Raw genomic sequence first — 14569 nt, 5'->3', positions numbered from 1 at the left:
CCACGACGAACTGGTCGGGGTGAAGTGCATGTGGAAGCGTGGGTGCTTGTCCAGCCAGGCGGTGATGGTGGGAGTCTTGTGGGTGCCGTAGTTGTCGCAGATCAGGTGGACATCCAGGTCGGCGGGGACTGCGGCGTCGATACGGGCCAGGAACTTTTTGAACTCCGCCGCCCTGTGCCGTCGGTGCAGGGCGCTGATGACGGTGCCGTCGGCGACATTGAACGCGGCGAACAGGCTCGGATGTTTCGTATCGAACCAGCACGGCAGGCGAGATTTCGGCACGCCGACGGCGACGGCAGGTTCACGCCGTCCACATGCCGGGCACCTATCACGTTGCAGCGCCCGGACGAGCCAATACAGAAACCCTCCGTTCCGGACGGAGGGCTGTAAACGGCACTATTTGTGAGGGTGTAATTGTGGAGAGATAGATACGCGCCAATCTGACTACGGATCAGAAGGTTGGGGGTTCGAGTCCCTTCGGGCGCGCAACAACAACAGGCGCCTGAGCTACGGAAACCCAGATCGGGCGCCTGCCGCTGTCCGTCCATGGTGGACCTCGGGTGCTCCCGTGGTGCTCGTCTGTTTTCGGAGCGGTTCGTGTCGTCGCGGTGCACGGCGTGCTGAGTGGTGCCCGCCAGCCCGGATGATACCCGGCGTCCGGCCGGGCCGACTTGGTGTGGGCTGCAAGTCGGGCCTGCTGACTTTCGCGCCTCCCCGCACGGCCCCTGGTATCTCAGCCTCCCAAGCTACGGCGGCGGGTTGACGCGAGTTCGAGGCCGGGCTGCCGGTGGCCGCCGCTGCTGGGACACGTCGGCGTGCCAGACACATACTCCCAGGTCAGCCACTCGTCAATCGACTAGGCAATGGCCCTGAGTACTCGCTGTTCTCGCTCGTCGTGGGGTAGTTCAGTGGGCGACGATCAGGGGTGGCGCGATCGACAACAGAACCTCTGAGCTGACCGGGTGCGCGCGCATCTGCCGCCGAGCGTGCGTCGATGTGTCGGTCACATCGTGGGTCGGTGCGGTCAGCTCAACCAGGTCAGGGGTAGGCGCCCTTCTGGACACCGTCGATGGGAGGGCCCGCCACGATTGGCACCGCGACGCGACGACCGCCATCCTCAGCGGCTGCTCGCAGAGCGGGTCCTCATCGGCCGGCAGGGCGAGCTCGGCGACGTCGACATGCCGGGCGGCCAGCCAGGCGCACAGCGCACCCGGGTCGTCGGGCAGTTCACCGACTCGCGTGCCCTCGTACCAGATGCGGTATCTGATGCCGGGCTCATCGATGACGCGGTCGACCAGCCACCGCGCGTCCCGCGTGCGCCAGGACTTGACCACCGCCACGGACCGACGGTACGGCGCGCCGGTCCCGCGAGCATGCCATCGGGAGTATCGCGTCGGGCCCGCTGAGCTGGGCCGAGGGGTCAGACTGGTGAGGTGGACGACGTGCTCGGCCCGTGGGTGCTGCATGTTGACCTCGACCAGTTCATCGCGGCGGTCGAGGTGCTGCGTCGTCCGGAGCTGACCGGCGTGCCGCTGATCGTCGGCGGTCGCGGCGACCCGAGGGAACGAGCGGTGGTCGCGACGGCCTCCTACGAGGCGCGCGCGTTCGGGGTCGGTTCCGGCATGTCGCTGCGGCTGGCGGCGCGCAAGGCGCCGGCCGCGGTGATCCTGCCGGTGGACGCCGCGGCGTACGAGGGGGCCTCGGCGCAGGTGATGGGGGTGCTGCGCGGCATGGACGGTGCCGTCGTGGAGGTGCTGGGCTGGGACGAGGCGTTCGTCGGGGTGCGGACCGGCGACCCGGAGGCGTTCGCCCGCCGGGTGCAGGCCGAGGTGCTCGCGGCCACCCGGCTGCACTGCTCGGTGGGGATCGGCGACAACAAGATCCGGGCGAAGATCGCCACGGGGTTCGGCAAGCCCCGCGGGGTGTTCCGGCTGACCGCGGCCAGCTGGTTCGAGGTGATGGGCCACCGCCCTACGATCGCGTTGTGGGGCGTGGGGCCGCGGATCGCGGCGCGGCTGGCCAAGCACGGCATCGGCACGGTGGCTGAGTTGGCCGACGCCGACCTGGCCGTGCTGGTCGGGGAGTTCGGCCCGCGGATGGGTATCTGGTACGCCGGCCTCGGTCGGGGGCACGGCTCGGCCGCCGTCGACGACACGCCCTGGGTGGCGCGCGGGCACAGCCGGGAGCGCACCTTCCAGCGGGATCTCACCGCACCGGAGCAGGTCGACGCGGCGATCCGTCAGCTCGTCGGCGAGGTGCTGGCGGATGTCGCGCGCGAGGGCCGCCCCGCCGTCCGGCTCACCCTCAAGGTCCGGTACACGCCGTTCTTCACCAAGACGTTCAGCCGCGCCCTGCCGGAGCCGACCACCGACGCCGCGGTCATCCTCGCGGAAACCCTGGCCCTGCTCGCCAAACGCCAGGCCGGGCGACCGATCCGGCTGCTGGGGCTGCGCGTCGAGATGACGATGCCCGAGCCGGACCCGGCCGAGCCCGCACCCTGACCGCTGATCGGCCGCCCGTGTCGAGGTCCTAAGCCATAGCATGCAGGCTCGATACCGTTCACTCATGGAGCTCGTCGCGCGATGGTGGAACGGCGAGCGGGATCGCGCGGAATCGAGCGCGGCCCGGACTGGCGCAGTGCGATTGAACGGCGCATCCCGGGCGGCGTCGCCCAGAGCGAACGCGATGCGGACACCTTCTTCGCGACCGACCTGCCGGCGCTGTTGGACTGGCGGTTCGGGGCAGCGGAAGCACGGCGGATAAGCCAGCCTGTCGTGTACGTCGGCGGTAGCCACAGTAGTCCCTAGTTCGCCGAGGTTCGACGGCTCATTCTCACCTGGTTCCCCCAGGCCCAGAACGCCATGGCGAGCTTCCTCGGCCGCCATCCGATGGCCGCGTAAAACGAAACTATCCGAGTAACCTGTCGAAGGCCCGGCCAGAGAACCAGTGGACGCGTGTCAGCCGTAGGGGTCGGTGATCTCGCGCAGCATCGCGAGTGGCTGGCGCAGCTGCGCCATGTGCCGCTGGCCGAGGTGTGCGGTCCATTCGGCCTCTACCCGCGCGACAACTGCCGCCGCGAGGGTCTGGACCTGGGCGAACGTGTCGTCGTCGACGATCGGCTCGTAGACGGTGTCGTCGGAGTAGATCCACTCAGTGGTGGGGTTCCAGCGGATCTTCGTCTCGTGGCCCATCGCGACGTCGTCGACGTCGATGAGGATTTCTACCTTGCGCTGTTTGTTCCAGACCTGCCGCCCGAGAACTCCTCGATCCCGTTCTCGCTCGTACACGCGACGCAGTTCTTCGAGTTCGTCCAGAGCATCGCCGACGCGGCCACCGAGGGCAGCGTGGTCCGGATGGCGCCGGTGCTCTTCCAGCCCGTCGCGGGCGACGACGTCGCGCAGGTGGTCGGCCGCACCGCGGTGCGCTCACCGCTCAACGGGCGCGTCGAGGTGGCCGGGCCCGAGCAGTACCGGATGGACGAGTTCTTCCGCACCGTGCTGGCCGACCAGCATCCGCGCGAGGTAGTCACCGACGAGCATGCCCGCTACTTCGGGACCGAGCTGAGCGAGCGATCCCTGGTGCCGCTCGGCGAAGCTATCCTCGGTGAGACCAGATACGCCGAGTGGCATGGCCACCCACGCGGTTACCCGGTCTCCAGGTCGGTCAGCTGACGACCGTGACCGCGGCCGCGATGGTCGCCGAGGTCAGCGAGTCGCCGGCTGGACAGCCGATGCCGTCGGGTCGTCTCGGCGCGTGGGTGCCTCCTGCACCCAGGCACCACCCAGCATCGACCGAACCGTAGCCGGGCGGCGGCGCGGCACGCCGTCAGCATCGGGTCGACGAGCAGGGGAGACACAGATCGCCGAGCGGACCGGCATCGGGCGGGCCACGCTCTACAAGTACTTCCCGGACGTCGAGGCCATTCTGGTGGCCTGGCACGACCGCCACGTCGCCGCCCACCTCCACCGTCTGGCCGGGCTGCGGGACCAGGCCGGTGACGCCGGCTCGCGGCTGGACGCGGTGCTGCAGGCGTACGCGGGCATCTGCCACCACCGCGGTCGGCACAGCGGCGACATCGACGCGGTGGTGCATCGCGCTGCTGGTGTTGGCCCGGTGGCGGCGCCACGACGGCCCGGCGGCCGGGGGAGTGCCATGGCGCGCCGCGCCGCGGGCGCCACCACGACGGCGGGTCGGGTTGACACTGGAAGCGGTATCGGTGCTGCGCATATAGCAGCCGTCCCCGGTCGCGGCACCGGAGCGGGTGACCGCGGTGACGGTTTGACTCGCGCACGATCCGATACCGAGAGGCTTTCTTGTGTTGGTGCATTCTGTTGTGCTGCGCCGCGCCCTGCTGGCCGGCGCCGCGGTCACGGTCACGGTGCTGCTGTCCGCCTGCGGCGGCGGAGACTCCTCGTCGTCCGGCTCGGGGACGGACCACGGCTCCGGCATGCCGGCCTCGAGCGCCCCGGCGAGCGCGTCGGCGGGTGCGGTGTTCAACGACGCCGACGTGACGTTCGCCCAGATGATGATCGAGCATCACCGGCAGGCCATCGAGATGGCCGAGCTGGCCGGCACCCGCGCCGGCGACCCCGAGGTCAAGTCCCTGGCCGAGAAGATCAAGGCTGCGCAGCAGCCCGAGATCGACACCATGACCGGCTGGTTGAGCGCCTGGGGCAAGCCCGCCGCCATGCCCAGCATGAGCGGCGGCATGGACACCGGCGGGATGAGTCACGGCCCCATGCCGGGGGCGATGTCGCACGCCGACATGCAGAAGCTGATGGACGCCACCGGCGCCGACCTCGACCAGCAGTTCCTGACCATGATGATCGCCCACCATTCCGGGGCGATCACCATGGCCAAGCAGGAGACCGCGCAGGGCAGTAACCCCGAGGCCAAGGCCCTCGCCGCCAAGATCATCACGGATCAGCGGGCGGAGATCACCACCATGCAGGGCATCCTGAACCGGCTATAGGGCACGGGAACAACCGGCGGCTGGGCACCGACCGGTGCCCGGCCGCGGCTGTGGTGGGCGGCTGACCTCGACAAGCCCAGCGAAGCCGGTTCTCGCGTACCGGTGCCGGCAAGTCATCGGCATGCCCGGCGCAGACGGCGCTCGGTCACGGCCGGTGGCGAGCGGCGGCGCACCCCAACGGCTGCCGGCGGTCGCGTGCGGCGTCGGGGCCGGTCACCGTTGACCGGCCGGGACCGGTTGTTGCCCGGCGGCCGCGCCGGCCGCAGCAGACGGAGGTGGCTCGGGCAGCTCCAGCCGCCTGAGCAGCAGGGCGTTGACCGCGACGATCACGCTGGACCCGGACATCGACAGGGCCGCGATCTCCGGCCGCAGCACCAGCCCGAAGGCCGGAGCGAACACACCGGCGGCGATGGGCAACGCGACGGTGTTGTAGCCGATCGCCCAGCCCAGGTTCTGCCGCATCTTGCGCAGCGTCCCCCGGCCGATGCGCAACGCGATCGGCACGTCCAGCGGATCGGAGCGCATGAGCACCACGTCGGCAGTCTCGATCGCCACGTCGGTGCCGGCGCCGATCGCGATGCCCAGGTCGGCCTGGGCCAGAGCCGGGGCGTCGTTGACCCCGTCACCGACCATGGCCACCCGCCGGCCCGCCGCCTGCAGTTCGGCGACCTTGGCGGACTTGTCGCCGGGCAGCACCTCGGCGATCACGGTGTCTATGCTCAGCTGTCCGGCGATCCGCCGCGCGGTGGCCTCGTTGTCGCCGGTCAACATGACCACCTCGACGCCGGCCTCGTGCAGTGCCGTGACCGCCGCGGCGGCCGTCTCCCGGGCGGCGTCGGCCATCGCGATCACCCCGACCGCGGTGCCGTCCACGGCCACCAGGACGGCGGTGCGGCCCGCCGCGGCCAGCTCGTCACGCCGCTCCATGAGCCCGCCGGTGTCGACGCCCTCGTCGGCCATCAGCTTGCGGTTGCCGACCAGCACCCGCCGCCCGGCGACCTGCGCGGCGGCGCCGTGGCCCGGCACGTTCCGGAAGCCGGAGACGTCCAGCACGGGCACCCCGCGGTGGTCGGCGTGGCGGACGACGGCGGCCGCGAGCGGGTGCTCGGACTCGCGTTCCACCGCCGCGGCCAGGGCCAGCACCTCGTACTCGTCCAGGCCGTCGACGATCACGTCGGTGACCTCCGGCTCGCCTTTGGTCAGGGTGCCGGTCTTGTCCATCACCACCGTGTCGATGCGCGCCGCCGTCTCCAGCGCGGTCGCGTTCTTGAACAACACCCCGCGTTGGGCGCCGAGTCCGGTCCCGACCATGATCGCGGTCGGGGTGGCCAGGCCCAGCGCGTCCGGGCAGGTGATCACCACCACGGTGATGGCGAACAGCAGCGCCGTCTGCACGCCGGCTCCGGCCAGCAGCCACACGACAAATGTGCCGGTCCCGCCGAGCAGCGCCACCACCACCAGCCAGAACGCCGCCCGGTCGGCCAGCCGCTGCCCGGGGGCCTTGGAGTTCTGCGCCTGCTGCACCAGCGCCACGATCTGCGCCAGCGCCGTGTCCGAGCCGACCTTGGTGGCCCGGACCCGCAGGGTTCCGGTGGTGTTGACCGACGCGCCGATCACCGGGTCGCCGGGCGCCTTGGCCACCGGCAGGCTTTCCCCGGTCACCATGGACTCGTCCACCTCGGAGTCGCCGGACTCCACCACCCCGTCCACCGGGACTTTGGCGCCCGGCCGGACCAGCAGCAGGTCACCGACCTGTACTTCGGCGGTGGGCACCTCCACCGGCTGTCCGTCGCGCAGCACCACCGCCATCGGCGGGGCCAGCTCCAGCAAGGACCGGATGGCGTCGTTGGCGCCCCCACGGGCGCGCATCTCGAACCAGTGCCCGAGCAGCACGAACGCGGCCAGCACGGAGGCGGCCTCGTAGAACACCTCGCCGCCGCCGGTCAGGGTCACCCCGAGGCTGTACAGCCAGCCGGCGGCGATGGCGACGGCGACCAGCACCATCATGTCCAACGTGCGGGCCCGCAGCGCCCGGTACGCGCCGTCGAAGAAGATCCAGGACGAGTAGAACACCACCGGCAGTGACAGGATCAGCGCGAACACGTCGTCGCGCAGCCCGAACGGCGCCGGCGTGTTGAACCCCAACACCTCGCGGCCGATCGGCGACCACAACAGGATCGGTACCGACAACACCGCCGCGACCAGGAACCGGTTGCGCATGTCGCGGACCATGTCGGCCATGGAACCGGCGCCGTGGTGCCCGCCGTGGCCCATCATCTCCTGGGCGGCGTGCCCCTCGTGCCCCTGTCCGGCGTGCTCGGGCGCGGCGTGCTCCATCGTCCGTGCCGCGTCGGGCCGGGTGTGGTCCCGCCCGGTGTGGTCCTCCACCACGCCGTCGGGGTGCATGTGGTGGGCGTCGCCGGGCTCGGTCATCGGGTCGCACACGTGGTCGGGTACGGACTGGCCGGCGCAGTGATAGCCGCAGTCGCGGACCCAGCGGGTCAGCTCGGCGACCGACGTGCGGGCCGGGTCGTAGCGCACGGTGGCGGTCTGGGCGACCGCGTTGGCTTGCACGGCGAGGACCCCGGGACGATGCGAGAGCACCTTCTCCACCACCGATTGCGAGGTGGCCCAGTGCAGTCCTCCGACTTCCAGCACGGTGGTCTGGCTGTTCACGATGCTCCTCCGGCGGCCGCGGCCGCGGGTCGCGACGTGCCGCTTCGCTTGGTGTGGCGTCCTCACGGCGAAAGGCGGATGGTTCATGGTCCCGGCGAGGTACGGTCCGGCTCTCACCCGGCTCACAGCGTACACCCATACCCCGTAGGGGTATAGAGGCGCCGGCCGAAGATTGGCGTGGGCGCCGCGACGGCCGTGGGTGGCGGACCGCCATGGTCCACCTAGCGGGGCCAACGGTCATGGTCCGCCGCCCATCGGGCGGCCTCGCGCGCCATGATCCGTGCGCCGGCGCGTGGAGGGATGCGGGTCAGCCGAGCGCGGCCGCCAGCCGCTGGCAGGCTTGTTCGCAGCGGCGGCAGGCTTCGGCGCAGACCCGGCAATGCTCGTGCATGCCGGCGTGCCGCTCGCATTCGTCACCGCAGGCGTGGCACGCGGCCAGGCACGCCTGCAGCGTGGCGGCGGTGAGGTTGGCGTCGTAGCCGGTGTGCCGCGACAGCAGGCGGCCGGTGGTGTCGCAGATGTCGGCGCAGTCCAGGTTGGTACGGATGCATTTGGTGAGCTCGGCGACCATGGACTCGCTCAGGCAGGCGGTGCAGGTCTGGGCGCAGTCGAAGCAGGCGTCGATGCAATCGGCGAGGGCCTGCTTGTCGACGTTGCCCAGGTCGGCCGGATACGTGTCGAGCATCGCGGTGGCATGTGTCATGAGTATCCCTTTCGGTACGGCCTGACGTCGCCATACCTGCACGGGCGTACGGGTAACGTGCGGGTGGAGGTGCACGATGTCGACCGACGCGGTGGCTCGAGGCGGCGCCCACGACCATCCGGTGGACCCGGCGCGGGTCGCCGCGGCGCGGGCCCGGCTCATCTCGTCCGACGAGGCGCAGCGGCTCACGTCGCTGCTGAGCCTGCTGGCCGACCCGGTGCGGGCCCGGATCCTTTATGCCTTGGACACCGTGGAGGAGCTCTGCGTGGGCGATCTTGCGCTGGCGTTGGGGGCGTCCGAGGACGCCGTCGGCTACGGGCTGCGGATCCTGCGGACCGCCGGTCTGGTGGTCGGTTGCCGGGCGGGGCGGGTGGTGTTCTATCGGCTCACCGCCGACTTCCCGCAGCCGTTGCGGGAGCACTGCCTGCGCCGGCTGGTCGAGCTGTCCCGCACCCCGCCCGACGACGACTTCTGACAGCCGCCGGGAAGCCGGCGTCCGTTCCCGGATTGACGCGGCACGGCCGCCGCTTGGTACCCATGGGGGGTATGGGTAGGATGGATGTTACGGAGGCTGTCCCGCCGGCCGCCGGGCGTTTCGAGTCCGTGGACGAAGGAGACCGTGATGGCGATCAAGACCTACACCGTGACCGGGATGACGTGTTCGCACTGCGTCACCGCGGTCGGTTCGGAGATCAGGCAGATCCCCGGTGTCACCGACGTTGAGGTCGACCTGGCCAGCGGCGCCGTCACCGTCACCAGCGAGCAGCCGGTCGACGACGCGGCGGTGGCCGCGGCGGTCGACGAGGCCGGCTACGCGCTGGCGAGCTGAGCCCGCCGCCGGGACACGGCGACGACGGGCACACCACGGGTATGGGAGAGCAGCCATGACATCGGTGACGGGGCCGTTGCCCACCGCCACGAACCAGATCGAACTGGCGATCGGCGGCATGACCTGCGCCTCCTGCGCCTCCCGGATCGAGAAGAAGCTCAACCGGATGCCCGGGGTCACCGCCACGGTCAACTACGCCACCGAGAAGGCGTCGGTCCGCTACGCCGACGGCGTGACCACCGACGATCTGATCGCCACCGTGCAGCAGACCGGCTACACCGCCGGGCTTCCCCCACCCCCTCCGGCGGCCGACGGCCCGGCGGACCAGGCGCAGTCGGCCGATGCGCTGCGCAGCGTCCGGACCCGGCTGTGGGTGTCCGCCGTCCTCAGCCTCCCGGTGGTGGTTCTGGCGATGGTGCCGGCCTGGCAGTTCACGAACTGGCAGTGGCTGTCCCTGACCCTGGCCGCACCGGTCGTCGTTTACGGTGGGCTGCCGTTCCACCGGGCGGCGTGGACGAACCTGCGGCACGGGGCCGCGACGATGGACACGCTGATCTCGATGGGCACCCTCGCCGCGTTCGGCTGGTCGGTGTGGGCGCTGTTCTTAGGCACCGCCGGCGTGCCCGGCATGACGCACCCGTTCACGCTGGCCATCGGCCGCGGCGGCGGCGCCGACGCCATCTACCTGGAGGCCGCTGCCGGGGTAACCACGTTCATCCTCGCCGGCCGCTACTTCGAGGCCCGCGCCAAGCGCCGCGCCGGCGCCGCCCTGAGCGCCCTGCTGGAGCTCGGCGCCAAGGACGTGACCATGCTGCGCGACGGCACTGAGCGGCGCATCCCGATCGGGCAGCTGGCGGTGGGCGACCGGTTCCTGGTCCGGCCCGGCGAGAAGATCGCCACCGACGGGCAGGTCGAGGACGGCAGCTCCGCGGTGGACGCCAGCATGCTCACCGGCGAATCCGTGCCGGTCGAGGTCCGGCCCGGTGACGCCGTGGTCGGCGCCACCGTCAACGCCGGCGGCCGGCTGATCGTCCGGGCCACCCGGGTCGGCGCCGACACCCAGCTGGCGCAGATGGCCCGGCTGGTCGAGCAGGCGCAGAGCGGCAAAGCCCCGGTGCAGCGCCTCGCCGATCGCATCTCCGCGGTGTTCGTGCCGATCGTGATCGCCCTCGCCGGGGCCACGCTGGGCTGGTGGGTCGGCGCCGGGGTCGGGTGGACCGCCGCGTTCACCGCCGCGGTCGCCGTCCTGATCATCGCCTGCCCGTGCGCGCTGGGCCTGGCCACCCCGACCGCCCTGCTGGTCGGCACCGGCCGCGGCGCCCAGCTGGGCATCCTGATCAAGGGCCCGGAAGTGCTGGAGTCGACACGCACCGTCGACACGGTGGTGCTGGACAAGACCGGCACGGTCACCACCGGCCGGATGACGCTCGTGGCCAGCACCCCTGCCGACGGGCAGGACGCCGACCAGCTGCTGCGCCTGGCCGGCGCGGTCGAGGCCGCCTCCGAGCATCCGATCGCCCAGGCGATCGCCCGGGCGGCCACCGACACCGTCGGCGCCCTGCCTGCGGTGTCCGGCTTCGCCAGCAGCGAGGGGCTCGGCGTGCGCGGCACCGTCGACGGACACGATATCCACGTGGGCCGGCTCGCCCTGCTGCGGCAGGCCGGCCTGAGCGTGCCCGCCGACGTGCGGCAGACGGTCACCGATGCCCAGGCCGCGGGACAGACCGCCATCGTCGCCGGCTGGGACGGCGCCGCCCGCGGGGTCCTCGCGATCGCCGACGTGGTCAAGCCCACCAGCCGCGCCGCCGTCGCCGCGCTGCGCCGCCTCGGGCTGACCCCGGTGCTGCTCACCGGCGACAACGCCACCGTGGCCCGGGCCGTCGCCGACCAGGTCGGCATCGACCAGGTCATCGCCGAGGTGCTGCCCGCCGACAAGGTCGACGTGGTCAAACGCCTGCAGCACGACGGGAAGGTCGTGGCGATGGTGGGCGACGGTGTTAACGACGCCGCCGCCCTGGCCGAGGCCGACCTGGGCCTGGCCATGGGCACCGGCACCGACGTCGCCATCGAGGCGTCCGACCTCACCCTGGTCCGCGGCGACCTGACGGCCGCCGTCGACGCCATCCGGCTGTCCCGGCGCACCCTGCGGATCATCAAGAGCAACCTGTTCTGGGCGTTCGCCTACAACGTGGCCGCGCTGCCGCTGGCCGCCGCGGGCCTGCTCAACCCTATGATCGCCGGGGCCGCGATGGCGTTCTCGTCGGTGTTCGTGGTCGCCAACAGCCTGCGGCTGCGCCGGTTCACCACCGCCCAGCCCTAGCCGCGTCCCGCCGTCCGCGCCGAGCGGCGGCGGGACCGCGCCGGTGCCGACGGTGACAGATCAGGACCGGACCAGCCGGGCGATCGCCGCGCTCGCCTCCTTGATCTTCGGGTCCGCGTCACCCTCCGCCGCCGCGCGTACCACGCAGTGCCGCAGGTGGTCCTCCAGCAGCCCGACGGCGACCGCCTGCAATGCCTTCGTCGCCGCCGAGATCTGGGTCAGCACGTCGATGCAGTACGTGTCCTCGTCGACCATCCGCTGCAGTCCCCGGATCTGTCCCTCCACCCGGCGCAACCGGGACAGCAGCGCCTGCTTGTCCGCCGAATACCCGTGCGGCCCGACCGGCGTCCCCTCACCCATCAGCCCACAGTACCCCTACCGGGTACCGTGGTCGCGCAGGCGCCATCGAGACGGCCGCCCTTCTTCGCCGCCAGCTCGGCGTCCTGCTTGCGCTGCTGGGCGACCAGCAGTTCTAGGCGTTGGAGATCGGCGGCGTACCGATCGCGCAGCACCGCGACCCCGGCGACCTCTTGCGCGTTTCTGCCGGCGATGTAGTTCAGCACCGCCAGCCGGTCGGCGAACGTCTGCGGCGACCCGGTGGTCAAACAAGCCCAGGCACATGGGTACGCGCCCAACCGTCCAAGTACAGCCCAGCCACCGGCCACAGCCCGGCGAGCGCGACGATCAGGTCCCGCCGCTGCGTCGTGACCGGCGGTGCTGTGCTGGGCGACGGTGCGGGATGCGTCGGCATGAGACGGCCCCCTTGTCGGCGATTGTGTGGCATCACGGTGAGCGGCCTGCCCCAGTGTCCGAGGCCGCGCCAGGGGCGCCGCGTACGGCCCTGGCCGCTGATGGTGGCCCGGGGCTCATGACCGGCGGTGCGCCATGCCGGGCGGCGTTGTCGAGCAGTCCGTGACAATCTGCTCCAGGCGGCCCCGGCGTCGCCCTACCAGCGGGCTGGCTTTAGAGACCGCCGGAAGGACCGCTTCCGTTGACGGGACGGCCGCGACGAGTTCGTACACGTTGCCGTCGGGGCCGCGGAAATGCTGCCAGGTCGGTCCGGCCTCACCGAGCAGTTCCACACCCGCCGCTCGCAGCTCTGCCACCGCGGCGGGCAGGTCCCGGACGGCGAACCCGCCGACCGGGCCGGTGTCGAAGTGGTCCTTGCCGGGGTTCGCCGTGTCGAACACCTCCACGTTGTATCCGGTGGGCAGCTTGAACACCCAGAAGCCCGGTTCGTGCAGGACCAGCGGTAATCCCAGAACCCGCTGGTAGAAGTCGGCCAGTTCCTGGGCGTTGCGGGTTCTGGTCCCCAGCCAGCCCAATGCCACGATCTCCACGCAGGTCTCCTCTCGGGCCCGGTATCAGGTTCGGGTCGTCGCCAGATGCGGCCGACTGCCGGCGGGGCCCGACGATCGTTCGCGCCGAGCTCAGCCGGCCTTGTCTGCGGTGCCCAGGACGCGGGCCAGCATCTCGGGGTGCTCGTCGAGGGCCTGGTGGGCGAAGCCTTCGACGCGGCCGGCAAAGCTCTCCCGGTCCACCTTGGTCCAGTCGATGCCGCCATGCGGAGGGTGCGGGTCGTACTCAATGGCCAGTTGCACAAGGCGGGCGATCTCGTCGCCGGCCAGCCTGGCGGCGAGGTGCAGCGCGGTGTCAATACCGGCCGAGACGCCGGCGCCGGTGAGATACCGGCCGTCCTCCACCCATCGCTCCGGCACGTACGTCGCACCGAGGCGATTGAGGAAGCGGTGGTACGCCCAGTGGGTGGTGGCGCGGTGTCCTTGCAGTGGGCCGGCGCCGGCGAGCAGCAGCGAGCCGGTGCAAACCGAGGTGACCAGCTCGGCGCTGCGGTCGGCCTGGCGCAGGAAGTCCAGCAGGACCGGGTTCACCAGCTGCCGCAGGGTGGGAGCGCCCCCGCCGGGGACCATGACGATGTCGGGCTCGGGGAATTCGTCGAGGGTGGAGGTGGCGGCCACCCGCGCGGGGGTGTCGGTGGGAACCGCGTCGAGGTGTTCGGCGACGACCACGACGTGGTGTCTGGGCTGGATGCCGTAGACCTGTTCGACCGCTTCCAGGCCGCTCATCACCTGTAGCGGCCCGATGAGGTCCAGTGGCGTCAGACCCGGATACAACACAAAGGCGACGATCTTGTCGGTCATGGTGTCACCGCCGATGACCGACGGACTCGTGTCTGCTGGCGATGGTTCATGCTGGTCCTCCTGCGTCGGCGGCTGCGTGCGGCAGCGCGGTCAGGTCATGGTGGACCCAGGCGTGCTCGGCGGGACTCCGGTTCTCGTCCATCACCGACAGGGCGCCGCCGCAGCGCGGGCCGATTCGCCGGTAGAGCTCGGCCAGGCGACGGCGTCGCCGATGCCGGTCGGCGTCCTGCCGACGTCCCACTGCGTGCCCCGTAGGTGGGCGCCGGCGCTGGCGCCCGGGGCCGGCCCACGGCTGCAAGCCCCTGCGCCTTTCCCGCACCCTCGTCCGCTGGCACACCCGGCCGGGCGGGCATCCCGCATACCTGAGGGAGGCAATGGTGCAACATGACGCTGGGCGGCTCACCGGGACTGGCCGCGTCCTTCCCGACTGACCCCACCGGCCTGCCGGAAGCCACCCAACCGGCGTGGTACCGCGCCGGGCGCCCGCGGCCTGCGTGATCGCCGCCCTGACTACTCGGGCACCGCGGCGACCAGCTCGACCCGCCGACCGAGCGACGGCACGTCGATCGTGGCCTGCGTCTCGAACGCCAGACCGGCTCCCGCGGTGAGGTCGCGCAGCGTCGACGTGGCCCATACCTCTCCGCGCGGAGCGCGATCCGCCACCGACTGCACGACCGCCACGCCGGCACCGGAAACGGTGGCACCGTGGCGCGCCACCTCGGCCGTGTGCAGCCCCACCGAGAGACGGAGCCCGGCGGCCGCCGCGCGCTCGACGATCGCCAGGCCGCAGCGGGCCGCCCGAGCCGGACCGTCGAAGGTGGCCAGCACGGCGGCCTGCTCGGCGAGGGCGGGTACGCCGTGGTACTCGCCCAGCACGCCCTGCAGGATCTCCCGCACTCGCGCCGGCTCG

Annotated in this window: 17 protein-coding genes and 2 pseudogenes; 7 read left to right on the top strand and 12 right to left on the bottom strand. The window is 71.5% G+C overall.

The genetic code is table 11. The features are described from left to right. Together VGR06_RS17320 and VGR06_RS17315 are read right to left on the bottom strand one after the other, a co-directional pair. A pseudogene (locus VGR06_RS17320) lies at positions 1 to 237 on the bottom strand (transposase); the annotation flags it as partial. A gap of 668 nt (positions 238 to 905) precedes the next feature. After that, positions 906 to 1340, bottom strand: a complete 435-nt coding sequence (locus VGR06_RS17315; protein ID WP_327560111.1) for a hypothetical protein — start codon at positions 1338 to 1340, stop codon at positions 906 to 908. Between the two features lie 93 nt (positions 1341 to 1433). Here VGR06_RS17315 and VGR06_RS17310 point away from each other — a divergent pair, with 93 nt between their 5' ends. Continuing rightward, complete coding sequence (locus tag VGR06_RS17310; RefSeq protein ID WP_327560110.1) at positions 1434 to 2501, top strand: DNA polymerase IV; 1068 nt, start codon at positions 1434 to 1436, stop codon at positions 2499 to 2501. A gap of 456 nt (positions 2502 to 2957) precedes the next feature. On the opposite strand, the gene VGR06_RS17305 is transcribed toward VGR06_RS17310, so the two are convergent. Then, positions 2958 to 3287, bottom strand: coding sequence for a recombinase family protein (locus VGR06_RS17305; protein ID WP_327560109.1), 330 nt, complete (start codon positions 3285 to 3287; stop codon positions 2958 to 2960). Between VGR06_RS17305 and VGR06_RS17300 the strand changes: the two genes are divergently transcribed. Both VGR06_RS17300 and VGR06_RS17295 read left to right on the top strand, forming a co-directional pair. Continuing rightward, positions 3183 to 3671, top strand: a complete 489-nt coding sequence (locus tag VGR06_RS17300) for a hypothetical protein (protein WP_327560113.1) — start codon at positions 3183 to 3185, stop codon at positions 3669 to 3671. The genes VGR06_RS17305 and VGR06_RS17300 overlap by 105 nt on opposite strands. Next, positions 3628 to 3885: pseudogene (locus tag VGR06_RS17295) on the top strand (hypothetical protein); the annotation flags it as partial. The gene VGR06_RS17300 and the pseudogene VGR06_RS17295, both read left to right, overlap by 44 nt. On the opposite strand, the gene VGR06_RS17290 reads toward VGR06_RS17295, so the two are convergent. Then, positions 3826 to 4227, bottom strand: coding sequence for a hypothetical protein (locus tag VGR06_RS17290; RefSeq protein ID WP_327560108.1), 402 nt, complete (start codon positions 4225 to 4227; stop codon positions 3826 to 3828). The pseudogene VGR06_RS17295 and the gene VGR06_RS17290 overlap by 60 nt on opposite strands. Positions 4228 to 4321: 94 nt before the next feature. On the opposite strand from VGR06_RS17290, the gene VGR06_RS17285 reads away from it, so the two are divergent. Beyond that, on the top strand, positions 4322 to 4972 hold the full coding sequence (locus tag VGR06_RS17285; protein ID WP_327560112.1) for a DUF305 domain-containing protein: 651 nt from the start codon (positions 4322 to 4324) through the stop codon (positions 4970 to 4972). Between the two features lie 213 nt (positions 4973 to 5185). On the opposite strand, the gene VGR06_RS17280 is transcribed toward VGR06_RS17285, so the two are convergent. Together VGR06_RS17280 and VGR06_RS17275 are read right to left on the bottom strand one after the other, a co-directional pair. After that, the gene (locus VGR06_RS17280; protein WP_327560107.1) at positions 5186 to 7648 is read right to left on the bottom strand and encodes a heavy metal translocating P-type ATPase; all 2463 of its coding nucleotides are present in this window, start codon (positions 7646 to 7648) and stop codon (positions 5186 to 5188) included. A gap of 307 nt (positions 7649 to 7955) precedes the next feature. Further along, positions 7956 to 8351 carry a four-helix bundle copper-binding protein gene (locus tag VGR06_RS17275; RefSeq protein WP_327560106.1) on the bottom strand — a complete coding sequence of 132 codons (396 nt, stop codon included), beginning with the start codon at positions 8349 to 8351 and terminating at the stop codon, positions 7956 to 7958. Positions 8352 to 8427: 76 nt separating this feature from the next. On the opposite strand from VGR06_RS17275, the gene VGR06_RS17270 reads away from it, so the two are divergent. From VGR06_RS17270 to VGR06_RS17260, 3 genes are all read left to right on the top strand, one after another. Continuing rightward, positions 8428 to 8826: a metalloregulator ArsR/SmtB family transcription factor gene (locus VGR06_RS17270; protein WP_327560105.1), complete on the top strand. Its 399-nt coding sequence runs from the start codon at positions 8428 to 8430 to the stop codon at positions 8824 to 8826. A gap of 147 nt (positions 8827 to 8973) precedes the next feature. Continuing rightward, a complete protein-coding gene (locus VGR06_RS17265; protein WP_327560104.1) occupies positions 8974 to 9180 on the top strand; it encodes a heavy-metal-associated domain-containing protein in 207 nt (68 codons plus the stop codon). Between the two features lie 55 nt (positions 9181 to 9235). Next, positions 9236 to 11500, top strand: a complete 2265-nt coding sequence (locus VGR06_RS17260) for a heavy metal translocating P-type ATPase (protein ID WP_327560103.1) — start codon at positions 9236 to 9238, stop codon at positions 11498 to 11500. Positions 11501 to 11560: 60 nt separating this feature from the next. Here the strand turns inward: VGR06_RS17260 and VGR06_RS17255 are convergent, their stop codons facing one another. From VGR06_RS17255 to VGR06_RS17230, 6 genes are all read right to left on the bottom strand, one after another. After that, positions 11561 to 11860, bottom strand: a complete 300-nt coding sequence (locus tag VGR06_RS17255; protein ID WP_327560102.1) for a metal-sensitive transcriptional regulator — start codon at positions 11858 to 11860, stop codon at positions 11561 to 11563. Then, entirely contained in the window at positions 11860 to 12105 is a 246-nt protein-coding gene (locus tag VGR06_RS17250; protein WP_327560101.1) for a hypothetical protein, read from the bottom strand. The genes VGR06_RS17255 and VGR06_RS17250 overlap by 1 nt, the downstream gene beginning before the upstream one ends. A gap of 261 nt (positions 12106 to 12366) precedes the next feature. After that, entirely contained in the window at positions 12367 to 12840 is a 474-nt protein-coding gene (locus VGR06_RS17245; protein WP_327560100.1) for a VOC family protein, read from the bottom strand. A gap of 90 nt (positions 12841 to 12930) precedes the next feature. Further along, a complete protein-coding gene (locus VGR06_RS17240; protein WP_327560099.1) occupies positions 12931 to 13659 on the bottom strand; it encodes a DJ-1/PfpI family protein in 729 nt (242 codons plus the stop codon). A gap of 46 nt (positions 13660 to 13705) precedes the next feature. Continuing rightward, positions 13706 to 13900, bottom strand: a complete 195-nt coding sequence (locus VGR06_RS17235) for a hypothetical protein (protein WP_327560098.1) — start codon at positions 13898 to 13900, stop codon at positions 13706 to 13708. A gap of 269 nt (positions 13901 to 14169) precedes the next feature. After that, the coding region (locus tag VGR06_RS17230; protein WP_327560097.1) for a hypothetical protein at positions 14170 to 14569 on the bottom strand (400 nt) is incomplete at its 5' end.

The sequence above is a fragment of the Actinophytocola sp. genome, assembly GCF_036002505.1.
Classification (GTDB): Bacteria; Actinomycetota; Actinomycetes; order Mycobacteriales; family Pseudonocardiaceae; genus DASYTH01.
The sequence above is the reverse complement of the archived record's forward strand: the minus strand, read 5'-3'. Positions and strand labels throughout refer to the sequence as shown.